This window comes from Pimelobacter simplex, assembly GCF_900114845.1.
GTDB classification, from domain to species: Bacteria; Actinomycetota; Actinomycetes; order Propionibacteriales; family Nocardioidaceae; genus Nocardioides; species Nocardioides simplex.
Map to the genome: position 1 here is coordinate 107,386 of NZ_FOUK01000001.1, position 21,963 is coordinate 129,348.

General features: G+C 70.4%; 19 protein-coding genes and 1 tRNA gene. 10 read left to right on the top strand and 10 right to left on the bottom strand.

The window, feature by feature from the left end:
* The first annotated feature begins 75 nt into the window (after positions 1 to 75).
* A complete protein-coding gene (locus tag BM223_RS28765) occupies positions 76 to 213 on the top strand; it encodes a hypothetical protein (protein WP_158510240.1) in 138 nt (45 codons plus the stop codon).
* Between the two features lie 54 nt (positions 214 to 267).
* Here the strand turns inward: BM223_RS28765 and BM223_RS00565 are convergent, their stop codons facing one another.
* Positions 268 to 1,281 carry a phospholipase D-like domain-containing protein gene (locus BM223_RS00565; RefSeq protein ID WP_038682429.1) on the bottom strand — a complete coding sequence of 338 codons (1,014 nt, stop codon included), beginning with the start codon at positions 1,279 to 1,281 and terminating at the stop codon, positions 268 to 270.
* 87 nt (positions 1,282 to 1,368) lie between these two features.
* Between BM223_RS00565 and BM223_RS00570 the strand changes: the two genes are divergently transcribed.
* Positions 1,369 to 1,441 (top strand) — tRNA-Arg (locus BM223_RS00570).
* A 219-nt stretch (positions 1,442 to 1,660) separates the two neighbouring features.
* On the top strand, positions 1,661 to 2,221 hold the full coding sequence (locus tag BM223_RS00575; protein ID WP_082003842.1) for a zinc-binding dehydrogenase: 561 nt from the start codon (positions 1,661 to 1,663) through the stop codon (positions 2,219 to 2,221).
* Positions 2,222 to 2,348: 127 nt separating this feature from the next.
* Here BM223_RS00575 and BM223_RS00580 read toward each other — a convergent pair whose 3' ends face one another.
* Genes BM223_RS00580 through BM223_RS00595 form a run of 4 tightly spaced genes read right to left on the bottom strand, consistent with a single transcriptional unit; the run spans position 2,349 to position 5,906 of the window.
* Positions 2,349 to 3,506, bottom strand: coding sequence for an ABC transporter permease (locus tag BM223_RS00580; protein ID WP_038682427.1), 1,158 nt, complete (start codon positions 3,504 to 3,506; stop codon positions 2,349 to 2,351).
* A complete protein-coding gene (locus BM223_RS00585; protein WP_307723168.1) occupies positions 3,503 to 4,114 on the bottom strand; it encodes an ABC transporter ATP-binding protein in 612 nt (203 codons plus the stop codon). The genes BM223_RS00580 and BM223_RS00585 overlap by 4 nt, the downstream gene beginning before the upstream one ends.
* A gap of 44 nt (positions 4,115 to 4,158) precedes the next feature.
* A complete protein-coding gene (locus BM223_RS00590) occupies positions 4,159 to 5,235 on the bottom strand; it encodes a peptidoglycan-binding domain-containing protein (protein WP_038682424.1) in 1,077 nt (358 codons plus the stop codon).
* Positions 5,232 to 5,906 (bottom strand): hypothetical protein, encoded by a 675-nt coding sequence (locus BM223_RS00595; protein WP_075018430.1) that lies wholly within the window; start codon positions 5,904 to 5,906, stop codon positions 5,232 to 5,234. Before BM223_RS00595 ends, BM223_RS00590 begins: the two co-directional genes overlap by 4 nt.
* Positions 5,907 to 5,985: 79 nt before the next feature.
* On the opposite strand from BM223_RS00595, the gene BM223_RS00600 reads away from it, so the two are divergent.
* Complete coding sequence (locus BM223_RS00600) at positions 5,986 to 6,672, top strand: response regulator transcription factor (RefSeq protein WP_038682420.1); 687 nt, start codon at positions 5,986 to 5,988, stop codon at positions 6,670 to 6,672.
* Positions 6,673 to 6,722: 50 nt separating this feature from the next.
* A complete protein-coding gene (locus tag BM223_RS00605; protein ID WP_141267551.1) occupies positions 6,723 to 8,324 on the top strand; it encodes a sensor histidine kinase in 1,602 nt (533 codons plus the stop codon).
* A 12-nt stretch (positions 8,325 to 8,336) separates the two neighbouring features.
* On the opposite strand, the gene BM223_RS00610 is transcribed toward BM223_RS00605, so the two are convergent.
* The gene (locus BM223_RS00610; RefSeq protein WP_082003841.1) at positions 8,337 to 9,329 is read right to left on the bottom strand and encodes a helix-turn-helix domain-containing protein; all 993 of its coding nucleotides are present in this window, start codon (positions 9,327 to 9,329) and stop codon (positions 8,337 to 8,339) included.
* Positions 9,330 to 9,612: 283 nt separating this feature from the next.
* On the opposite strand from BM223_RS00610, the gene BM223_RS00615 reads away from it, so the two are divergent.
* The 3 genes from BM223_RS00615 to BM223_RS00625 all read left to right on the top strand — a co-directional run bounded on the left by BM223_RS00615 (position 9,613) and on the right by BM223_RS00625 (position 13,251).
* Positions 9,613 to 10,866, top strand: coding sequence for an acyl-CoA dehydrogenase family protein (locus BM223_RS00615; protein ID WP_038682414.1), 1,254 nt, complete (start codon positions 9,613 to 9,615; stop codon positions 10,864 to 10,866).
* Positions 10,867 to 10,911: 45 nt separating this feature from the next.
* Positions 10,912 to 12,402 (top strand): aldehyde dehydrogenase family protein, encoded by a 1,491-nt coding sequence (locus BM223_RS00620; protein ID WP_038682412.1) that lies wholly within the window; start codon positions 10,912 to 10,914, stop codon positions 12,400 to 12,402.
* Between the two features lie 354 nt (positions 12,403 to 12,756).
* The gene (locus BM223_RS00625) at positions 12,757 to 13,251 is read left to right on the top strand and encodes a hypothetical protein (RefSeq protein WP_143128538.1); all 495 of its coding nucleotides are present in this window, start codon (positions 12,757 to 12,759) and stop codon (positions 13,249 to 13,251) included.
* A gap of 218 nt (positions 13,252 to 13,469) precedes the next feature.
* Here the strand turns inward: BM223_RS00625 and BM223_RS00630 are convergent, their stop codons facing one another.
* Both BM223_RS00630 and BM223_RS00635 read right to left on the bottom strand, forming a co-directional pair.
* Entirely contained in the window at positions 13,470 to 14,732 is a 1,263-nt protein-coding gene (locus BM223_RS00630; protein ID WP_075018431.1) for a hypothetical protein, read from the bottom strand.
* A 103-nt stretch (positions 14,733 to 14,835) separates the two neighbouring features.
* Positions 14,836 to 15,771: an AraC family transcriptional regulator gene (locus BM223_RS00635; RefSeq protein WP_038682406.1), complete on the bottom strand. Its 936-nt coding sequence runs from the start codon at positions 15,769 to 15,771 to the stop codon at positions 14,836 to 14,838.
* A gap of 108 nt (positions 15,772 to 15,879) precedes the next feature.
* On the opposite strand from BM223_RS00635, the gene BM223_RS00640 reads away from it, so the two are divergent.
* Positions 15,880 to 16,620 carry an SDR family NAD(P)-dependent oxidoreductase gene (locus tag BM223_RS00640; RefSeq protein ID WP_038682405.1) on the top strand — a complete coding sequence of 247 codons (741 nt, stop codon included), beginning with the start codon at positions 15,880 to 15,882 and terminating at the stop codon, positions 16,618 to 16,620.
* Positions 16,621 to 16,639: 19 nt separating this feature from the next.
* Here the strand turns inward: BM223_RS00640 and BM223_RS28160 are convergent, their stop codons facing one another.
* Positions 16,640 to 18,871, bottom strand: a complete 2,232-nt coding sequence (locus tag BM223_RS28160; protein ID WP_038682403.1) for an ATP-binding protein — start codon at positions 18,869 to 18,871, stop codon at positions 16,640 to 16,642.
* A gap of 137 nt (positions 18,872 to 19,008) precedes the next feature.
* Positions 19,009 to 20,544, bottom strand: a complete 1,536-nt coding sequence (locus BM223_RS00650) for a flavin-containing monooxygenase (RefSeq protein ID WP_052139120.1) — start codon at positions 20,542 to 20,544, stop codon at positions 19,009 to 19,011.
* 114 nt (positions 20,545 to 20,658) lie between these two features.
* On the opposite strand from BM223_RS00650, the gene BM223_RS00655 reads away from it, so the two are divergent.
* Positions 20,659 to 21,885, top strand: a complete 1,227-nt coding sequence (locus tag BM223_RS00655; protein ID WP_200887030.1) for a PucR family transcriptional regulator — start codon at positions 20,659 to 20,661, stop codon at positions 21,883 to 21,885.
* Positions 21,886 to 21,963 lie beyond the last annotated feature (78 nt).

The window sequence follows — 21,963 nt, forward strand, 5'->3', positions numbered from 1 at the left end:
CCCTGAGCGGGTAGGGGCAGGCGATTCAGGGCCTGTTCGAGGGTGCAGGCCCACAACCCAGTAAGGGGGGCCGAGATGAAGAAGCTCGCCCGCAGGACTGCCGCTTTCTCCTTCGCCGTCGTGGTCGTGACCATCGGCGTCGTCTCCGTGCCGAGCTCTGCCGAGGCGGACACCGGTTGGGGTTGGCGGGTGATTCCGGGCGCGCACCGCTGACGGCTGCGCTGCCACACCCCGGGTCTCGGGCCCGGGGTCGCTCACCCCTGTGCCTCACCCCGGCGACGCGTCGTCGTCGTCCTCCTGGCCGGCGATGCCCAGCTTCGCCATCGTGTAGCCGAGCTGGAAGCGCGTCTCGGCGTCGTACTCCTCCTTGAGCTCGGCCACGTAGCCGGCGTACGTCCGCGGACTGACGCCCAGCCGCTTGGCGCTCACCGCGTCGGCGTGCCCCTCGATGAGCATCCGGATCGTCATCGCCCGCTGCTCCGAGGCGATCTCCTTGCGCACCCGCTGCTCACCGCTCGCGAACGGCCGCCCCCGCGCGAACGCCCGCTCGAAGACGTCGACCAGGTAGGCCACGATCGCCGCCTCCCGGACGACGACCGCCGTCGCCAGGCTGTCGGCGGCCGGGATGAGCGCGACCTGGCGGTCGACGACGATCATCCGGTTGAAGAACTCGTCGAGCGTGCGCACCTCGGCGCCGTGCTCGGTGACCGTGGCGACGTACGTGTGCGTCGCGGGGTGCCGGCGGGCGCTGTGCTGGTAGAGCGTGCGCATCGTGAGCCCGCGCTTGAGCGCGGCCACGTCGCGCACCGCCGCCTCGGCGACCGTCTTCGCGCTGCGCGTCGCCTGCGGCTGCGCCGTCAGGAGCTCCTCCTGGGCCTCGCTGACCAGCGTGGTCAGGTAGGGGTTGATCGCCTCGCCGTGCAGGTAGAGGAAGGGCCCCGACTCGTTCGCCGCCGGCGACCGCCGCCAGCTCTGCGCCAGGTGGGTGAACGCCGACGCCCAGTGCGCCGACTCCTGCAGGAGCCGCGCCCCCTCGTTGCCCAGCGGCGTCACCACCCGCGCCTGCGCATTGCTCGGCTCGAGCGGCCGCCACGTCTTCCGCGTCCCGTCGAGCTGGAGCAGGCCCAGCTCGACGAGCAGGTCGAACGCCCGCCGCAACGTCGTCCCGTCGGTGAGGCGGTCGTCGTCCGCCGCCAGGCCGCCCTCGTTCAGGATGAGCTCGTAGAGACCGATGGCCTCCTGCTCGAAGAGCTCCCGATCCTCGGGGCGGTAGCCGGCCATGGAGCCATGCTTCCACACCGGCAGGCGGCGGTGATTCGGCATCGACGGGGTGCCTCGGCTATTCTCATTCGGTCGCCACGGCGACGAGCGCCTGTAGCTCAACGGATAGAGCATCTGACTACGGATCAGAAGGTTTGGGGTTCGAATCCCTACAGGCGCGCAGAGCACGAACAACCGCATGACCTGCGCAAACAGGTCAAGAGGCCCACTTCCCGGACAGGGAGGTGGGCCTTCTCCGTCTCGTGAACCGGCTCGAGAACACGTCGAGCCCTCTGCGTCGCCCCCGGGAACGGACTGCCTCCCCTCGCTCGCGTGAGCGGTTCGCCGTCCGGGCCCCGCGGGAGGCCGGACCCGCCCGGGGCGTTCTCCTCATCGTGCAGTGGGCGCTCGCACTCGGTGTCCGCACTACGCCTGTGCCCGGAGCATCCGCCGCATCAGCTTGCCGCTGGACGTGGTGGGGGAGACCATCGTCGCCGTCGATGTTGACGACGCTCGACTCGCCCGCGCGTCGGAGCTCGGAGCGACGCATGTGGTCAACTCCCGCGGGGAGGACGCCGCCGAGAGGATCATCGCGATCACTGGAGGGCGAGGTGTCGAGTACAGCGTCGACTGCATCGGCCTGCCCGCGGTCGTGCGGTCCGCACTCGAGTGCCTGCAGACTCCTGGGGTCTGCGCGTCGGTCGGCTTCCAGGGAGTCCCCAACGACATCACCCTGGACCAGGGACATCTGCTCTTCGGGCGATCGCTGATCGGGGTGATCGAGGGGGACGCAGTGCCACAGGAGTTCGTGCCGCAGATGATCGACCTCTACCGTCAAGGCAGGTTCCCGTTCGACGAGCTGATCACCACCTACCCGTTCGACGAGATCAACACCGCGCTCGACGACGTCCACGACGCCAAGGTCACCAAGGCCGTCCTCACCTTTCCGACGCCCCCCTGACGTCTCGGGGAAGACCTGGGCGGCGCAGTGCCAGACGCTGAGGGAGACGGGGTGCCGGAGCCGCCTGCCTGTTCCTTGAACAGCACCACGTCGTGTGACGACCTGGCACGTCCGCCGGCGTGGGGAATCACGTCGCCAGAGCCTCGGTCGGGGGGAGCCGCGCGGCGCGCACGGCGGGGTAGAGGCCGGCGAGGGCGCCGACGAGCACCGATCCGGCCAGCCCGCCGGCGAGCGCGGGCAGCGGCACGACCAGCGGCCATCCCCGTGTCGTCGCGAAACCGAACGTGCCGACCACGCCACCGATGACGCCGGCAATGCCGCCGAGCGCGGACAGCAGCATCGCCTCGGTGAGGAACTGGCGTCGTATGTCCTTGCGGCGGGCGCCCAGTGCGCGGCGCAGCCCGATCTCACGTCGACGTTCCAGGATCCCCACGATCATCGTGTTCGCGATACCGATGCCGCCGACCGCGAGGGCGACGCCGGCGAGGCCGAGGAACAGCGCGGAGAAGGTGCCCTGGCTGGCGCGTTTGGCGGCCAGGGCGTCGCTCGGGCGGCTCACGCCCACCAGCCCGGGCAGCTCGGGGCTGAGGGTGGCTGGCAGCACGTCGCGCACTGACTCGACCTGGCTCTCGGCCGTGCGCAGGTAGACGACGCTCGGGTGCCCGTCGAAGCCGAGCGCGAGTGCGGCGTCCCAGTCGACCAGCACGGACTGCTCGAGCTCCGGCGTCAGCGGCATCGGCGCGAGGATGCCGACCACCGTGAGTCGGGTATCGCCGACCGTGATCTGCGCCGGGCGCGCGGGATCGAGGCGAGTGATGCCCAGCCAGCGAGCCGATTGCGCGCCGAGGACGACGGTCGGCAGACCGGGGGAGGAGAGGAAGGCGCCACTCGCGAGCCGACCTCGGATGGTCCTGAGCAGGTCGCCGGTAGCAGCCAGAGCCACGATGCCGGCGGTGTCGTTGGGGTCGGCAAGAGGGGTACGCCGGACCCGGGCGTCGAGGCTCGCGACCGCGCTGGCCGCCTCGACCGGCCCGATCCGGCGCACCATCGCCGCAGCATGCTCGGGCAGTGCGGGCGCGTCCTCGCTCGCCGCCGAGGGCTGCGCGACCAGGATGTCGGTGCCCAGCGCGGTGAGGCGGCGGTCCAGATCTGCCTGCCCGCTGGCCGGGATGCCGGTGACCAGCACCAGGGTCGCCATGCCCAGTGCGATCCCGATGCCGCTCATGACGGCCCGTCCGGGGCGGCCGCGGACGCCGCGCCAGGCCTCATGCAGTGCGTCGGTCACGGCGTGATCCTTCCGTCGCGGATCTCGACCCGTCGGCTGAACGTGTCCGCCACGATCGGGTCGTGGGTGATCAGGGCGATGGTGGTGCCCTGGGCGTGCAGGTCCCGGAACAGTGCGAGCACCTGTCGACCGGTGTCCTGGTCGAGAGCACCGGTCGGTTCGTCGGCGAGCACCAGCGCAGGCTGGTTGACAAGAGCCCGGGCGATGCCGACTCGTTGCCGTTCCCCTCCGGAGAGCTGGTGCGGGAGGTGGTCGCGCCGATGCCCCAGGCCGACGCGGTCGAGTGCGTCCTCGGCGCGTCTCCTGCGGTGACGACGCGGCGTTGCGGCGTACAACAGACCCACGGCGACGTTCTCGACCGCGGTCAGCCGGTCGGCGAGGTACGACTGCTGGAAGACGAAGCCCAGCCAACGGGACCTGAGCCGCGACAACGCGTCATCTCCTAGCGCGGTGGCGTCCTCGCCCGCGATGTGGACCTTGCCGGTCGTCGGACGGTCGAGCGTGCCCATCAGGTGCAACAGGGTCGACTTGCCCGAGCCCGACGGTCCGACGATGGCCAGGTCCTCGCCAGCACCGATCGTCAGATCGACGTCGCGCAGTGCGACCACGCCGCCGGCGTACTCCTTGCCGGCGCCAGCCAGCTCGAGGACGCTCATTGCGCGACCACCACTGATGCGCCGGCCTCGATGCCGTCGACCTCGACCTCGCCGTCGGCGACCATCCCGATCTCGACCGGGACGAGGGTGCCGTCGGGGCGCTCCAGGGCGTAGCCACCACCGGCGAGAGCGAGCAGCGCGGTCACCGGCACGTAGCGGACATCGTGACGGGCGGCGGTCACCAGCACCGCGGTGACGGGCCCGGATTCTGCCCCCGCCAGCGAGCCGACCCGCGTGGGGCGGACGAGCACCGGGACGGTCGCCGGTCTGCCGTCGTCGGACGGCGTGGGCTTCCCGACGTGCTGCACCTTGGTGCGCACGACCGTTCCGTCGCCCAGGGTGACCCGAACCTTCCTTCCGGGTACGACGTCGGTCGTGTCCGTCTCGGCCAGGTCGAGCGTGAGCACCCTCGCGGTCGTCGTGACCGACAGGACGGCAGTGGCTGCGGGGTCACCCACCTGCGCGGTGAGGCTGTCCACGCGGACCGCGCCGGTGCTGACCAGGACGTTGCCGGGACCGAGCACACCGGTGGGCTCCTCGTCCTGAGCCGACTGCCAGGCGCGCACCGCGGACACGAGACTGCCGGAGTACGTCGCGTCCTCCGTCGCTCCGTCGTAGAAGCCGAGCTCTGCCAGGTTGCGGGCGACGAGGTCGACGTCGTTGCCGTGTTGGGGCTGCGCCGGGGGCGGCGGCGGAGCGTCGTCCGCCGGCTTCTCGGGCGGGGCAGGCTCCGCGAGCTCCCGGTAGAGCGGAAGGTCGCCGTAGAACAAGACGACCGGCGCATCGTCGACACGGTAGAGCTGCCGACCGCGGGCCACGGTGACGCCGGCGCTGGGCAGCCAGGTGACGATGCCGTCCCCGGTGCCGGTCACGGTCCTCGGCGAACCGTATCCGAGGGTGCCGGTGAGCTGAATGCTCTGACGCAGCGCGCCCTGCTCGACGGTGACGGTCGGGCGGGTCGCGCGGTGCTCGGCCGCGGGTGCGCTGTCGCGATCGGTGAGCAGCCACCCGCCGGTACCAGCCGTGAGGGCGAGAACGGCCAGGAGCGTCGCCACGAGCTTGCCGCGTGTCATCCGCCGAACGCCTCGACCAGACAGTCGTCCTCGAGCTGGTAGCTGTTCTCCGGGACCGAGTGGCCCTCGGCGTAGGTCCAGTCGAGGTTGTCGTGGCTGAGCAGCTCGACGTACAGGCCGCCGTCACGCATGCACGCGACGTACGCCAAGGACTGTCGGTGGAAGTCCGGGTTGGTGGCGGGGCTGAGCTCCGGAGGCATCACGGGCAGCTTGGAGAGGCAGGCGGCCCGGGCCGCCGGGGGCACGGGTTCGAGGACGACGGGACCGATCGGGTTGCCATCGGCGTCCTCGCCCGGGGCGACGGCGAGATCGACCCCCTCACGTCCGGTGTTCTCCTTCGCGCCGTTGTCGATCAGACACTTGTTGTAGGCCACCTGGAGGTTGCTGCGCCGCTGCACGGTGTCGTCCATGCGGAACTGGGGCCGTCCCTGGGTCGGCCCGGACTCGTCGGTGCCGGGACCGGCGACGTCGCGGTCGTCGGTCCCGGCACCGGCAGTGCCGTTCCGGCCGTCCTGCCCGCCTTGATCAGTGCCGCCAGATGAGCCGGACGGGCTCGTGGAGCCGGAGGGAAGGCTGGCGACGCTCGGGTCGTCGCCCTCTGCGCTGCACCCGGTCAGGACTAGCCCGATCAGCACTGCGAGGGCGGGGAAGGTCAGCTTGAGGGGTGTCATGGCGCCGACCCTGCCGGGAGAGTGTGAGGAACCTGTCAGGGCCATGTTGGGCCGCCGTCAGGATCTCTATTCTTGAGCGATGTCCAGGATCGTGGTCGCCGAGGACGACCCCAAGCAGGCGGAGCTGATCCGTCGCTACGCCGTCGCTGAGGGGCATGAGGTCACCCTTGTCGGCGACGGCCGGACGGCCCTCGACGAGGTGCGCCGACGCACTCCCGACCTGCTCGTGCTCGACGTGATGATGCCGCGAGTCGACGGCATGGACGTGTGTCGGATCCTCCGGAGCTCGCCGGGCACCGAGCACGTGCCGATCCTCATGCTGACCGCACGCCGCAGCGAGGACGACCTCCTGCTGGGACTCGACCTGGGCGCCGACGACTACATGACGAAGCCCTACTCCCCGCGCGAGCTGATGGCTCGCGCACGCTCGCTGCTGCGCCGGTCCCGACTCACCTCCGTCGCCTCACCGCAGCCGGTCGTCGTCGGTGCGCTGACGGTGTCGCCGGCGGCGCACTCGGTGACCTTCCGCGGCGACGACGTCGAGGTCACTCCGGGGGAGTTCGCGCTTCTGGCAGCGCTGACCTCCGAGCCCGGCCGAGTCTTCACCCGAGATCAGCTGCTCCGAGCGGTTCACGGAATGGGCGAGTACGTCTCACCGCGCAGCGTCGACGTGCACGTGGTGCAGCTCCGCAAGAAGCTCGACCCTTCGTTGATCCGCACTGTCTACGGTGTCGGGTACGCCTTGGCCGACGTGACGACACGGTGAGGGTCTCATGGCACCGCTCCCTGTTCGTGCGGCTGTTCCTCCTCGGGGCGATGACCGCGGTGGTGGCGGTCGTGGCGGCCACCTGGGCCACGGTGCGCTCGACGACAGTGGCCGTCCAGCAGGAACAGGAACAGTCGCTGCACGCCGACGCCACGACCTACGACGCGCTCGTCGCCTACGCGGCCACCCACACGTCATGGTCCTCGGCCTCCGCGCTGATCGACCGTCTGGCCGCGACAACAGGCTCATCGGTCACCGTCACCGACCCGACCGGGCGCGTCCTGCACTCCTCGAGCGGCAACAGCTCGCCCCGCGCCCCGGCAGCAGCACGCGCCGAGATCGACCCCCTCGATGTCGACGTGGTCCTGCTCTCCTCGGCCGCCCCCTCCGCCGCTACGGAGCCGGCTCCGGTCGCGTGCGAGGCGGTCGCCGAAATCTCCGCCTGCCGAGAGTTCGTCGTACCTGTCCGAGCGGGGATCGATCGGCGTGCGCTGGGTCCGTTCGCGGAGCCTTTCGCCCGTGGCGCCTGGTTCCGACTGGAGCAGCGGGTGAACCGCTGCGTGATCAGAGCGGGCCTCGAGCCCGTGCTGGCTCTGAGGCAGGACTTCTCCGCGATCGTGTCGACGCCGGAGAGCAGCGACCAGGTCGCGCGTTGCGTCGACAGGTCGCGCCGGGCGGTGCTGTCGAGGTACGTCGCGCCACAGGCCCTGCTCTACGTGGGATCCGAACCAGCGCAGCCCTCGGTGTTCTGGGACCTCTCGGGAGACTCGCAGCGCCGCATCGCGCTCCTCGCGGGCGCCGTCCTGCTGCTCACCCTGGCCCTCTCCGCGCTCCTCACCGCCTACGTCGTGCGACCACTCAGGACGCTGGCCCTGGCGGTGGACCGCGCGGGATCCGGCGACCTGTCCGCGCGGGCACCGGCGCGCCGGAGCGACGAGGTCGGTGAGCTCGCCCGCGCCTTCAACGACATGGCTTCCCGCCGTGAGCAGCTCGAATCGGCACGCCGGCAGCTGGTCTCCGACGTCTCCCACGAGCTGCGCACTCCCCTCGCCAACGTGCGGGGGTGGGTGGAGGCAGCACAGGACGGCATCGCACCGCTGGACGCGCAGCTACTGTCGTCAGTGCACGAGGAGGCCCTTCACCTCGAACGCCTCGTCGACGACCTGCACGACCTGGCTCTCGGTGACGCCGGCGAGCTCCGGCTCGCGCCCGCGCCGGTCGTGGTCCAGGACCTGCTCAGCCAGGTCGCGGAGTCCTTTGCCTCGCCCATCCTCGCCGTCTCCTGTGCTCCGTCGGTGGTCATCGAGGCCGACCCCGTCCGGCTGCGCCAGGCTCTGGTCAACCTCGTCGCCAACGCACTGCGCCACACCCCGCCGACCGGCTCGGTCGTCCTGGCAGCGACGCCGAGAAGCATCACCGTCACCGACACCGGCGAGGGAATCCCCGAGGCAGAGCTGCCCTTCGTGTTCGACCGCTTCCACCGGGTCGACCGCTCACGCACCCGAGCCACCGGGGGCACCGGTCTCGGCCTGGCCATCGTGCGCCAGATCATGGAAGCGCACGGCGGCAACGCTGTCATCACTTCGTCCCCGGGGGAAGGCACGACAGTGACCCTGACCTTCCCTGCCCTCCCGTGCGGGGTTTCGTCCTGATGGTCGTCCAGCTCAGTCGGCGCGGCCGTGGGAGGCGCGGTACTCGCTCGGCGTGCAGCTGAAGCGTTCGCGGAAGAGCCGGCTCAGGTGGGGGCCGTCGTAGAAGCCCCAGGCTGCGGCGATGTCGGCGATGGCCCTGGTGTCGGCCCGGTTGGTGAGGCTGCGCGCCACTTCACGTAGCCGCGTCTCCCTGACGACGGAACCGAAGGTGGTTCCCTCGGCCGCGAAGAGCTGATGCAGCCGTCGCACGGAGACGCCGACGTGGCGTGCGGCCAGGTCGGCCGGGATGCTTCCTGAACTCAGGTTCTCGACGATGAAGCGGCGAGCCGCGACACGGAGTGCGTCGTCGGCTCCCGCCCTGTCCACCGGGGCCGACGGAGCGAACATGGAGAGCGCATCAGCGACAACCTGGGTGCACGCATTGTCGAGCGTGGTCCTGGTGGACGGCCCGAGGTCCTGGTTCGAGGCCCAGAGACTCTTCATCATGGAAGCGGCGACGGCGCCCGGGCCGGAGACATCCGCAATCGTGCGGGCCGTGAACCGCGTGTTGGTGGGAATCAGGTCGACGATGCGGTCACGCGGGATGCGGAACGAGAGGACGTGCCACGGGCGTCCGGCTCCGGATTCCTCGAACTCGAGCGTGTACGGGTGGGTGGTGTCGAAGAGGGCGAACTCACCGGGACGCACGACGCACTGACGACCGTCCTGCTCGCCGCGGCAGCTGCCCGCTAGCTGAAGATTGACGAAGATCTCCTCGCTGGGAGACCGCCGCACTTCCGCCGCGCCGTGGGAGAGGCGTTGCGTGCAGGAAGCGATCTCGGCGGAGTTGCTGCTCGCCAGACGCGCCGACCGGACCCAGCCGTACAACCCTTCTGTCGACTTGCTTCTGCCCAGGTGATCACGGGTCCGAGTGGGAGCAAGGGGAGTGAATGCCTCGCACACGACGTCTGCCCAGTAGGACATCTGGTCGGTAGCAGGAAGCGTCGCCGTGTCCCAGACGTGCACGATCCGCCTCCTTCCCTAGCCGACTCCCGCGTCGATCTCAACCTTGATTGTCCGCCTCCGCGTCCCGGACGTCACCCACTTTCGAGGGGCATTCGGGGGAGTGCCCTCCTCACCGGACAGGTTCACGGTGGAGCCCCTCCCCCTGGGCCGAGCGGGCTGACGCCGACATCGTGCACGGTCGTCCAAGCGGATCTGCAGGGATCTCCACGCCAATGACCCGTGTGACTTCCGACACTTCAGGGGTGGCCGGCGGACCGACCGTCTGCCTCCGAAGGAGGACGTCATGGCTATCGATTTCACCCTCACGGAGGGCCAGCGCCAGCTGCAGGAGGCGGCGCGTACCTTCGCCCACAAGCGCCTGGTCGATGTCGAGGCGGCCATTGCCGGTCTGCCCACGCCGGACCTGCGGTTCTACGCCCTGCGTCCGTTCTACCAGGAGATGGTGGACGCCGGTTTCGTCAAGGCGCTCATCCCGGACGCTCAGGGTGGGCAGAAGATGAGCTCCGTCGACTTCTCGATCGCGGCCGAGGAGCTCACCTCCGTCGACGTCAACGTGCCGACGGCACTGCTGGCCACGGGTCTGGGCCTGCAGGCGATCATCCACTTCGGCACCGATGAGCAGAAGGAGCGGTGGCTGCGTCCCTTCACCGGGACCGACGCGCTTCTCGCCGCCTTCGGTTTCACCGAGGCCGGCGGCGGGGCGAACTTCGACTCGAAGGACCCGTCCGTCGGCGTCCGCACGCACGCGCGTCTCGAGGGCGACGAGTGGGTCATCAACGGCACCAAGCACTACACCACCAACGGCACCGGTTGGGAGGGCAAGGGGCCCGACCTCATCACCCTCGTGTGCCGTACCGACATGACCAAGCCGCCGCACGAGTCCCTCGCGGTGATCGTCGTACCCGGCAACACCCCGGGGCTCGAGGTCTCTGGCCTCATCGACACGGTGGGCCACCGCGCGACGATCTCGCCGAAGCTCACCTTCACCGACGTGCGCGTCCCGGCCGGCAACATCCTCGGCAAGCCGGGCGACGGAATGGAGATCTGTCGGATGGCGTTCAACTGGACTGCTTCCCTGATCGGCGCCGCCTGTGTCGGCCGGATGCGCGCGGCCTTCGAGTTCGCGCTCAACTGGGCCAAGACCGAGCGACGCAACGGCCCGGTCCCGGTCATCGAGTACCAGAACGCGGGCTACATGCTCGTCGACATCAAGACCCGCATCGAGGCAGCGCGCTACCTGACCTGGAAGGCGTGCCATCACTACGACGTGACCGGCGGAGCGGACGAGGAGCTCGGCCACATGGCCAAGGTCTTCTGCTCGGAGCTCTCCGTCCAGGCCGTCTACGACACCATGCGGCTCGTCGGTGTCGACGGCTACGGGGACCAGACGCCCATCGCCGCCATCATGAACGACGTCCTCTGCTTCCCCGTCTACGACGGCGGCAACATGGGCGTCCGTCGCCGCCAGCTCCACGAGCTGATCGCCCGCGACACCTACGACGGCATGGCGTCGGCCGAGGGCCGCGTCGCTGGCTGACCTCCCGTTCTCCATCCCTTCACCCATCCCATAGGAGCAGGAAAGATGACCCTCTCGATTGACGCCCCGGCGGCTGCCGCGGACATCCTGTCGAGGCCGATCGGCCACCTGATCGGCGGCGCGAGCATCGACGCGGCGGACGACTTCTTCGCCACGGTCAACCCGTGCAACGGGGAGGTGCTGGCGCAGGTCGCGTCCGGCACCGAGGCCGACGTCGACCGGGCCGTTGCCGCGGCCCGCGCTGCCCTCGATGGCCCGTGGGGCCGGATGACGCCCTCGGAGCGCGGGAAGATCCTGTGGCGTCTCGCTGACCTCATCGAGGCCCGTACCGAGGAGTTCGCCCACCTCGAGGCCCTCGACACCGGCAAGCCCGTCACCTACGCGCGACTTGTCGACCTGCCCCTCACGGTCGACTGGTTCCGCTACATGGCAGGCTGGCCGACCAAGCTGGTCGGATCGACGATCCCGATCTCCGCCGTCGCCACCCCGGGCGACTACTTCGCCTACACCAAGCGGGAGCCGGTCGGCGTCGTCGCCGCGATCATCGCCTGGAACTTCCCGCTCATGCTCGCGGCCTGGAAGCTCAGCCCCGCGCTCGCGGCCGGCAACACCGTGATCCTCAAGCCCGCCGAGCAGACCCCGCTGACCGCCGCCCTGCTGGGCGAGGTCATCCGGGACGCCGGCTTCCCCGACGGCGTCGTCAACATCGTCCAGGGCTACGGCGAGACCGTGGGCGCCGCTCTGACCGCGCACCCGGGTGTCGACAAGGTCTCGTTCACCGGATCCACCGAGGTCGGCCGCCACATCGTGCGGGCATCGGCCGGCAACCTCAAGAAGGTCACCCTTGAGCTCGGCGGAAAGTCGGCGAACATCGTCTTCGACGACGCCGACATCGCGGCGGCCGCCGCTGGCGCGGCGAACGCCGTCTTCTTCAACCAGGGTGAGGCGTGCACGGCGGGCAGCCGTCTGTTCGTCCAGTCGGGCGTCTACGACCAGGTCGTCGAGGGCGTGGCCAAGTTCGCCGCGCAGATCAAGGTGGGCGACAGCCTCGACCCGAGCTCGCAGATGGGTCCGGTCGTCTCCGACCAGCAGTTCTCGACGGTGATGGGCTACCTCGAGAGCGGACGGCAGCAGGGCGCGACCTTCGCCTACGGCGGATCCCAGCTCGGCGCCTCCGGCTACTTCATCGAGCCGACGGTCCTCACCGACACGGCACCCGGCATGAAGGTGGTCGACGAGGAGATCTTCGGTCCCGTCATCACCGTGCAGCGCTTCGACGATGTCGACGAGGTCGTTCGCGCGGCGAACTCGTCGTGCTACGGCCTCGCCGGCGGCGTCTGGACCTCCAACGTCGCTCGCGCGCACGCGGTGGCCGACCGGCTCCGTGCGGGGACGGTGTGGGTGAACTCCTACAACGTGTTCGACCCGGCGCTGCCTTTCGGGGGTTACAAGCAGTCGGGTTGGGGCCGGGAGCACGGCGCCGCTGTCTTCGACTCGTACACCGAGACCAAGACGGTCGTCGTTCCCACCACCTGACCGGCCACCACTGACCTCTCCCGTCCGGGCGGCGATGGCTGTCCGGACGGGAGACTCCATCGGTCACGACCCAGAGGAATCTTCGATGACGAAGGGCACTGCCGCTGCTCGCGAGGCACGAGACCCCTGGGGTCGTGGCCGAGTGGTCACCTCCGTCAACCGCGGGTGCGTCCTCTCGCCTCCTCGGACCGCTTGGAGGGCGATCCGGCGGTGAAGCGCCCAGTCGCCCGGTCCTCCCGCCTGAAAGCGACGGCAGTGATGATGCGCGTCAGAAGGTCGACCTCCACGCTCATACCTGCTGGTGGTGCGCTCCAGGGCACAACCGGTTCGCCTGTCGTGGTCTCGACCGCAGTCATGGCCAATCCCTGGTCGTGGGTGGGTGACTCTCCGTGTCCGTCTCCGCTGGCGCGTCTGCGCGACATCGAAGTTCTGGCGGCTGAGGTGCGCGAGGTGGTCCTGGCCGGATACGGGCGCCACGCCGTCGTGCATTGCGCCGGCGTGGTGGTGGGGCTCGCCGGAGAGATGGAGGATGCCTGGAGCCTCGCCCGTGCCGTGAACCGAGGCATCGCCGCGCTGGGGCGCGGCGAGCAACTGGGGGGCTCCGTCGTCGTCCAACGCGGAAGCAGCGGTTCGGAGACGACGATCCCCTACACCGATGACTCCGGCGCGATCTCGTTGACGCTCACGGTGGAAGCTGCCGGACAGGTCGCCGCCGACGAGATGGCCGTGATCTTCGTCGGAGTGGACATCCGAGACCGCTGGCGTCTGAACTGGGCCCTGAGCCTGACCTGGTTGCTCCCCTGGAAGATCTGGGGCTCCCTGCCGGACAGCCGACCTCAGGGCACGTAGTGCGTCGCTCGGGCGGGCGCGCTGGGGATACCGACCACGAGGGCGCTCACCGCGGTCGCGACGGGCCGTACTGCCTACCGTGCTGTCTACCGTGACGAGGCACGGCTGATCTCGGGGGAGTCTCGGCGTGGTGCACATCCGTCCAGTGCCGGCACACATCGACGCAGATCCGATGTCACCTGTACCTGCAGCAGACCCGGCCCCGTCGTCGTACTGGGTCAGCTGCGACTGCCTCGTGGATGGTGTTGGCGGTACCTGCTGTAGGCCCCGGCAGGCAGGGGAGGCGGGTTCGCCTCGAGGGTTGCGGCAGTGAGGATGGCGTCGCCGAAGTCGTTGCGTGCTCGGGCGAGGGTCGTTGCGTCGACGCCCGTGGGGCGGTTGTCGGCCGTTGCGGGGCGGGTGTGGTCGCTGTGATCCAGCCAGGGTTGGGGGTTGGTGGCCGTGACTGCGTGACGTCCGTTGCCCAGTGGCGTCACGGTCCATCGGTCGGGGTGAAGCGTGGTCTTCGCCAGCTGGCTGTCGATCAGGACCTGATGGACGTGGGCGTCGAGAACGTAGTCGGGCAGGAGGTGCAGTACCTGCCACCAGTCGATACCCCCGTCGACGAGGTCGATCGGTGGTCGGTGATCGGGCCTCGTCGGTGATGTGGTCCACCCAGCGACACCGGAGGCTGTCTCGCGGACGCTGGTGATGGAGGCGTGGGGCGAGAGTGTGTTGGCGACCGCGGCGAGCTCCGTGAGGGCGGATCCTTGATCGGACGCGGTATCGAGGTCTTGAAGGGTCACGAGCCCGTCGTGATCGACGCTGAGGTAGCGCATGCGGGTGCGGTTGGCCCGCATCACCGCGAAGGCGAACTGGCTGCCCCAGGGCGTGGGTGGAACGTCGGTGAGGACGCCGAGGAGATCGTCCGGGTCGGGGGAGACCTGCGTGGTCTGGACGGCGCGTGACAGGTAGGCGTCGCCCGGAGCATCGAGGCACCAGGTGATGGCTGCCTTCCAGACCTGGTGGGTCACGTCGCGGTCGACGAACCAGTCGTATCGGGGGCGTCCGTAGGGATCTGTGTTCGCGTAGAGGACCTCGAGGTCCTGGGGGAGGACCAGGACTGCGCTCAGGGTCGTGTACGCGCTGTTCGGCTTGCCGCCACCGAACACGGGATGGAGCTCGAGCGGCGCGGGCTTGAGGATTCCGGTGATTCCGCGTTGCGCGAGGCCCTCGGCGATGTCGGCGAGGATCGGTTCGAACGCGTCTTTGGGTTCGGAGTGCCCGACTCGGCAGATCGGTCCGTGTGGAGTCGCGATGGCGCCCGATACCCAGGGTCGTGGATGGCCGTGTGTCGCGTCGGCCTGCCAGTGCGACCGGCACTCGGAGAGCGTGTCGCGCAGGGCGGCGAGTGCGGCTGTGTCGTCAGCGGCGGTGTCGAGAAGCAGCGGTTGCTGGCCGCCGTGAAAGCCGCGCTTGAAGGCGGTGAGGTTGTAGGTCACCCTCGCCTGCCGAGAATCTCGACCCGGGTCGTCATCAAGGCCCATTCCGCGAGCGTAGATCGAGTCGCGCCCCGATCCGGCACGACAGGACGCCGATCCGCGGTCAGGTGCCGGCAGCCGACCGCACGTGTGACGCCTGGCCAGCAGCCGACCGGCGAGCGTACTGGCTCGGAGTCTCACCCGAGTACCGGGTGAAGGCGGTGCTGAAGGCGCTGGCCGAGCTGTAGCCGGTGCGGCGGCCGACCTCCTGCATCCCGAGGTCCTCGTGGCGGAGCAGGTCGCGGGCCACGGCCATCCGCCATGCCGTCAGGTACTCCATGGGCGGCATCCCGACCTGCTTGGTGAACCGGTCGAAGAAGGCCGATCGCGACAGTGCGGCTGCGTCGGCCAGCTGCGAGACGGTCCACGGGCGGGCCAGGTGCTCGTGCATCTGCTGGACGGCGGGAGCGAGCTTGCGGTCTGCGAGGCCGCGCAGAAGTCCGGGCGGCGACTGCGGCGTGACGTCGCTCCGGAGCGCCTCGACGAGGAGTATCTCGACGAGGCGTCTCAGCACGAGCTCTCGTCCCGGCTTGTCGGCCAGCGCCTCGTCGGCGACCAGCGACACCAGGGGTTGGAAGTGCTCGACGCCGCGCACGTGCACGACCGGGGGCAGCAAGGAGCTCAGCAGTGCCGCGTCCGGCGAGTCGAACACGAAGGTGCCGCCCAGCAGGCGCACGTCCGGGGGCAGTCCGTTGGTGTGGTCCGCGTCCAGGTCGTCGGCGGCCATCTTCCGGGGGTCCAGGTCGACGGGCTCCACCGGGGTGAAGCCCGTCAGCTCGAACTCGGGAGTGCTCGGCAGGAGCACGAAATCGCCCGGCTCGAGGATGATCTCCGGGGCGTTCTCCACGGCCAGCCGGCAGCTGCCCTCGAGCACCACGGAGAACCCGGGTTGACCGAAGGCGGTGTACCTGACGCCCCAGGCCCCGGCTCCGGAGATGCGCTTGGAGAACACGTCGCGAGGACGCAGCATCTGGACGACCTCGGAGAGCGGGTCAGGCATCGAGACTCCTGGTGAGGCGGGATCGTCGAGGAATGACCGGACTATCGATAATGTAACCCGGATTCTGAACTATAGATCGTCCGGATTCCGGTGCCTAGAGTCAACCGCATGGAAACCATCATGATCACCGGGGCATCCTCCGGGTACGGCCTCGAGACTGCCCGCTACTTCCACGAGCAGGGGTGGAACGTCATCGCCGCGATGCGAACACCTCGGAGGGATGTCCTCCCCGACTCCGACCGCATCACCGTCCTGCAGCTCGACGTGACGGACGCCGCCAGCATCGAGGCGGCGTTCGCCGCGGCCGGCCCCATCGACGTCCTGGTCAACAACGCGGGCATCGGCGGGATCGGTGTCGTCGAGGCGACCCCGATGGACAAGGCCCGCGAGCTGTTCGAGACCAACACGTTCGGCGTCATGGCCACGACCAAGGCCGTCATCCCCCAGTTCCGCGAGCGCGGCTCGGGGGTCGTGGTCAACATCAGCTCCAGTGTCGTCCTCGGCGCCATGCCGCTGACGGCGATGTACAAGGCGAGCAAGATGGCCACCGAGGGCTTCACGGCGTCGATCGCCCTCGAGCTGGCGGCGTTCGGAGTCCAGGCCAAGCTCGTCCAGCCGGGCTACTGCCCCACGACCCGGTTCACGGCCAACGGCGGTGACATCAGCGCGATGATCCCCTCGACCTACGCCTCCTTCGCGGACCCGATCCTGGATGCCTTCAGCGTGCAGGGCAACACCACCACCCCCCTCGACGTGGCCGAGGCCGTCTGGCGCGCCGTCCACGACACCACGGGGACGCTGCGGTTCCCGGCCGGCCCCGACGCCGTCGCACTCGCCCAGGTGCGCTGACGGGCTCTGGGTCTCTCGTTCAGGCGGCGGCCCGCGGGCCGACGCGGACGAGCACCTGCTGGGCATACTGCTGGATCTCGAGCTCCAGGCCGGAATCCCAGTCGCGTTCCCGGGCGAGCTCGGCGATCCGGCTGTCGGTGGCGACCAGGCGCAGCTGCAGGCCGTCCCTCCCCTCGAGGAGGGAGACGACCAGATCGGTGCCGGGGTCGACCACGGTGGTGGCGTCGACGACGTACTGTCCGAGCAGGTCGGCGGTCCCGGGGGCGATGTCGTGCGGGCCGGAGCGCACCTGGAGGTTCACGTCGCGTTCCCGGGCGGTCGAGAGGGCTTGGCAGAACCAGGCGCCGATGTTGACCAGCTCGGGCGGGAGCAGGACGACCTGGCGCAGGTACGTCTCCTCGAGGCCGCTGCGGTGGCGGGCCTCGGGGGAGGCGGGGTCGAGGGTGCTGCCGAGGGCCCGCAGCAGGTCGGCGGCGCTCTCGATGCCGGCCAACCGCCAGCGGGCCCTCACCTGCGCGGCGGTGGCCTGGGCCTCGGCGGCCTCGTCGGCGCGCACCGCCGCCTCGTGCTCGCGGATCGCGCGTGCTGCCATCCGGCGCAGCCGGAGGTTGAACAGGACCCAGCCACCGACCCACACGAGTCCGGTCGCCAGCATGACGAAGGTGACCGCCCCCGCTGCGGGCGTCGCGGTGAGGGCGAACGCGGCCGCCGCGCCGACCGCTGCGTAGGCCGCCGTCCCGATCGCGACGACGCGCGCGGAGCGGGTCCCGGCCACGACGATGAAGAGCAGCATCGCGGGCGCGATGCACTGCCAGGCGAGGACGTAGCCCTGCCCGAAGTCCACGCCGCTGCCGGAGACCAGGAAGGCGATCGGCGCGGTGACCACCAGCACCGCGGTCATCGCTCCGGTGAGCCGGTCGTGGCGGCGCCAGCTCCGCCACGCAAGGAGCGTCGTCGTGATGACCAGCGCCGCCAGCAGGTAGTCCGGGGTGAGCTCGCCCGGGTGGTTGGCCGCGCCGAGGAAGATGCCTCCTCCGGCCAGCAGCGCGCTGATCAGGAGCGCGCCCACCATGCTGACCCGGTCGACGCCGACCCGGAAGTCCGCGGCCTCGCCCGCACCCTGATCGCCGTCGGCGCGCCACGACATGGCGGCGCGCACCCCGGCCCCCGGGGCAGTGCGCAGGTCGAAGGCGATGCCCTCCTCGGCCAGCCGCGCGCGTACCGACGAAGCGAGCCCCCGCTCTGCCACGTCCTCGGGCGCGAAGCCCCTGCCCTGGTCACTGACGACCACGCGAACACCGCCACCGCCGGCGCCGTCGGCCCGGATGTCGACGCTCACCCGCGCCACTCCCGCGTGCTTCTCGGCGTTGGTCACCAGCTCACCTGTCGCGCCGCCCAGGGCCGCCCGGACCCCCAGCGGCATGCCGGCCCAGAGGTCGGCGAGCGGTTGGCCCGACAGCCCGGTCAGGTCCACCGTGACCGTGCGCCGCGCGAGCGGCGCCTCGGGCGACTCGTGGGCCGTCAGGTCCAGCCCGGAGGAGCTCATCAGGTGCTCCAGCACCTGGGTGTCCGCGTGGCAGCGAGCTCGCACCGCGCCCAGATCCGAGACGGCGGACCCGCCACGAGCGACGGCCGCGAGGGTGTTGATCGCCGTGTCGTGGACCTGGCGCTGCTCCTCGGCCGCCCGGCGCATGGCCGCCGTCTGCACGTCCAGGCGCGTCCTCGCGCGCACCGCTTCGTGGTGGTTGGTGTCGAGAGATCTGGCGAACCGCAGCAGCGGCACCAGCCCCGGCCGGCCGACCACGATCGCGAGCGGCCCGTTCGCCAGGAGGAACAGCGGAAACCGCGTCCCCTGCTCCGGGTCCGCGAGGTAGATCAGCACGGCGACCGCCACGCAGCACGCCAACGAGAGGACCAGGTCGATCCGGCGTCGCAGCACCAGACCCTGGGCGACCGCCGTGATGATGAAGAGGTGGAACGTCGCTACCGCGAACGGCGTGGACGGGCCGGCGGTGTGCATCCAGTCGAAGACGAACACCGCGTACTGGAGCAAGAACACCAGCCACGCGGGGAACTCCGGCTTCGCGCAGGCCACCGCCGCCACGACCAGCAGGGCGCCGTTGACCCCCACCACCAACATGCCGTCGTGATGGCGCTCCGGGCCGACGAAGTACGCCGCGACCACCAGCGGCATCCACACCACCATGCCGGCGAAGAACGCCCAGCGGACAGCGTCGCGGAAGCTGGCCATCGCCCACCCGCGTTCGTCCGGTGCCCCACGCTCCGGCGTGCCCGTCCGGGCCAAGATCGTCCTCCCAGATCCCCCGGGCCCTCCGACCCGCGGCAGCAGCGTAGCGAGACGTGGACCGCCGGGACCCAGGGACGCGGTCAGGGGGCCAGCACGGCACGCTCCCGGGTGACCGGAGCCGTCGCGCTGGCGAACGCGAGGTGCTCGTCGACGACGGCGCCGCGGCGCAGGACCTTCGCGTCGTTGTAGTAGTTCATCGACATCAGCCACGGCGCGGCCACGCCCTGCTTGGGCAGGGTGTCGAGAGCACGCTGGACGTAGCCGGCGCCGAAGTCGAGGAGCGGGCGGGTCTCCATGTCGGGGTCGGCGACGGGCCACACGGCGTCGTGGCCGTGCTCGTCGAGGTGGGCGAGGAGGCGGCAGAAGTAGTCGCAGAGGAGGCCGATCTTCAGGGTCCACGACGAGTTCGTGTAGCCGATCGCCATGGCGAGGTTCGGGATGCCGCTGAGCATCACGCCGCGGTACGCGACGCTCTGGCTGACGTCGACGGCGCGGCCGTCGACGACCAGGTCGATGCCGCCGAGCAGCTTGATGTTGAGGCCCGTCGCCGTGACGATGATGTCCGCCTCGAGCTCGCGTCCCGACTCCAGGAGGATGCCGTCTTCGGTGAAGGTAGTGATGCGGTCGGTGACGACGGAGGCGTCGCCGTTGCGGATCGACCGGAACAGGTCGCCGTCCGGTACGGCGCACAGCCGCTGGTCCCAGGGGTTGTACGGCGGGTTGAAGTGCTCGTCGACGGGGAAGCCGGCGGGCAGCCGCTCCTCGTTGAAGCGCCGGATGACCTGGCGGGCCTTGCCGGGGAACCTCTGCGCGAACAGCCAGATGGCGCGCTGCTTGGCGATGTTCTTCTGCCGGGCCAGGGCGTGGCCGCGGTCGTCGCCGAACCAGCGGCGCAGGTTGTTCGCCAGCTTGTCCACGCGCGGGATGGGCATCACGTACGTCGGGGTGCGCTGCAGCATCGTGACGTGGGCGGCGTCGTCGGCCATCGACGGCACCAGCGTGACCGCGGTGGCGCCGCTGCCGATGACGACGACCTTCTTGCCCGTGTAGTCGAGGTCCTCGGGCCAGTGCTGCGGGTGCACCACCTGCCCCCGGAAGCGGTCCCGGCCCTCGAAGACGGGCGTGTAGCCCTCGTCGTAGTCGTAGTAGCCGCCGGCGCAGAACAGCCAGCCGGCGCTGAAGTAGCGCCGTTCGCCGGTGTCGGTCTGCTCCACCTCGACCAGCCAGCGGGCCGTCTCCGAGGACCACGACGCGCGCTGCACCCGGTGGTGGTACCGGATGTGCTCGTCCAGCCCGTTCTCGGTGGCGGTCTCGCGCAGGTAGCCCACGATCTGCGCGGCGTCGGCGATGGCCTCCTTCTCGCGCCACGGCTTGAACTCGTACCCGAAGGTGGTCAGGTCGGAGTCCGAGCGGATGCCGGGGTAGCGGAACAGGTCCCAGGTGCCTCCGGACGCCGCCCGGCCCTCGAGGATGACGAAGCTCTTGTGGGGGAGCTCGGTCCGCAGGTAGCGACCTGCGCCGATGCCGGAGAGGCCGGCGCCGACGATGAGGACGTCGACCTGCTCGACGTCCTCGAGGGACGACGGCGGACCGGTCCGGGCGTGACGGTGGGACATGTTCTCTCCTGAGGGGGTGGACGATCCGGGCCGAACCCAATGTGCGACGGCTCTGCCCCAGCTCGCCAGGACAATCCGTCTCAGCTCGTTCGGCGTGTGGTGCAGAATGCTGCAGTGACCGGGTCCTGGCCGTCGTCCTCGCCGCAGGTGCGCGAGCTCATCCGGCAGGGCGCCGAGATCGCGCTCCGCCTGCGTCCGGAGTGGGTGGCCGAGATCGACTCCGCCGCGCTGGCCAGTCCCGGCATGGAGGCGATCGCCGCGGACCCGGTGCTGGCCGAGGGCATCCGTCGCAACACCCTGGCCAACCTGCGGCACTGGGCCGCCGCGAACGTGCAGGCACCGGGGCTCCGGGTGCCCCCGAACCTCGACCCGGACAACCTGGAGACCGCACGCGACCTCGCCCGGCGCGGCCTCGACCGCAGTGCGCTGGACAGCTACCGCACCGGTCAGAGCAGGGCGTCGCGGCGGTGGATGACGATCTGCTTCGAGCTCACCCAGGACCCCGACCTCCTCCACGAGCTCCTCGACGTGTCGCTGCTGTCGATCTCCACGTTCATCGACGACACCATCGACGCCGTCGCCTCGGTCATCGAGGCCGAGCGCGACCAGCTCAAGAGCGGCAGCCACGCCGAGCGCCGCGCCGCCGTCTCCCTCATCCTCGAGCGTGCTCCCCTCAGCCGTGCCCGGGCCGAGGCGCAGCTCGGCTACCCCCTGACCGGACCGCACGTCGCGGCCGTCGTCTGGACGGCGGTCGAGGCGAGCACCACCGAGCTCGACGCCGCCGCCGAGGCCCTCGTCCAGGCGAGCGGCGCCACCCGCCGGCTCACCGTCGTCGCGAGCTCGGCGTCCCACTGGGTGTGGCTGCCCGTCGCCACGGCGCCCACCGCCCACGAGCTCGCCACCAGGCTCGTGGGGCACCCCGGCGTGAGCATCGCGGTCGGGCGGCCGGGCCGCGACATCGAGGGGTTCCGCCGCAGCCACCTCGACGCCTCCACCACCCAGCGGATGATGACGCGCCTCGCCTCGCCCCAGCGCATCGCCCGCTACCAGGACATCCAGCTCGTCGCCCTCATGACCACCGAGCCCGCCAGTGCCGACGAGTACGTCGCCGAGGTGCTCGGCGACCTCGCGACCGCCGACCCCGAGACCCGCGACGTCGTCCTCGCCTTCGTGCAGGAGCAGTTCAACACCTCCCGGACCGCGCGACGGCTCCACGCCCACCGCAACACGGTCATCCGGCGCCTCGCCCGGGCCGACGAGCTGTTGCCGCGGCCCCTGGCCGAGCACCCGGTCGACGTCGCGGCCGCGCTCACGGTCCTCCAGTGGCGGGGCGGCAGCTGATCCGATCACCTGGATGTCTACGTTCCGCCGGTTCGGTGCCGACGTGGGGAGAGGCGGCTCGGGCGGCCACGAGTCCGC

Excerpts from the sequence above, each read along its gene's own strand:
- BM223_RS28160 (WP_038682403.1), bottom strand. The coding sequence starts at position 18,871 with ATGGCCAGCTTCCGCGACGCTGTCCGCTGGGCGTTCTTCGCCGGCATG.
- BM223_RS00650 (WP_052139120.1), bottom strand. The coding sequence starts at position 20,544 with ATGTCCCACCGTCACGCCCGGACCGGTCCGCCGTCGTCCCTCGAGGAC.
- BM223_RS00600 (WP_038682420.1), top strand. The coding sequence starts at position 5,986 with ATGTCCAGGATCGTGGTCGCCGAGGACGACCCCAAGCAGGCGGAGCTG.
- BM223_RS00635 (WP_038682406.1), bottom strand. The coding sequence starts at position 15,771 with ATGCCTGACCCGCTCTCCGAGGTCGTCCAGATGCTGCGTCCTCGCGAC.
- BM223_RS00565 (WP_038682429.1), bottom strand. The coding sequence starts at position 1,281 with ATGGCCGGCTACCGCCCCGAGGATCGGGAGCTCTTCGAGCAGGAGGCC.
- BM223_RS00595 (WP_075018430.1), bottom strand. The coding sequence starts at position 5,906 with ATGACACCCCTCAAGCTGACCTTCCCCGCCCTCGCAGTGCTGATCGGG.
- BM223_RS00605 (WP_141267551.1), top strand. The coding sequence starts at position 6,723 with ATGACCGCGGTGGTGGCGGTCGTGGCGGCCACCTGGGCCACGGTGCGC.
- BM223_RS00620 (WP_038682412.1), top strand. The coding sequence starts at position 10,912 with ATGACCCTCTCGATTGACGCCCCGGCGGCTGCCGCGGACATCCTGTCG.
- BM223_RS00640 (WP_038682405.1), top strand. The coding sequence starts at position 15,880 with ATGGAAACCATCATGATCACCGGGGCATCCTCCGGGTACGGCCTCGAG.
- BM223_RS00590 (WP_038682424.1), bottom strand. The coding sequence starts at position 5,235 with ATGACACGCGGCAAGCTCGTGGCGACGCTCCTGGCCGTTCTCGCCCTC.
- BM223_RS00625 (WP_143128538.1), top strand. The coding sequence starts at position 12,757 with ATGGCCAATCCCTGGTCGTGGGTGGGTGACTCTCCGTGTCCGTCTCCG.
- BM223_RS28765 (WP_158510240.1), top strand. The coding sequence starts at position 76 with ATGAAGAAGCTCGCCCGCAGGACTGCCGCTTTCTCCTTCGCCGTCGTG.
- BM223_RS00615 (WP_038682414.1), top strand. The coding sequence starts at position 9,613 with ATGGCTATCGATTTCACCCTCACGGAGGGCCAGCGCCAGCTGCAGGAG.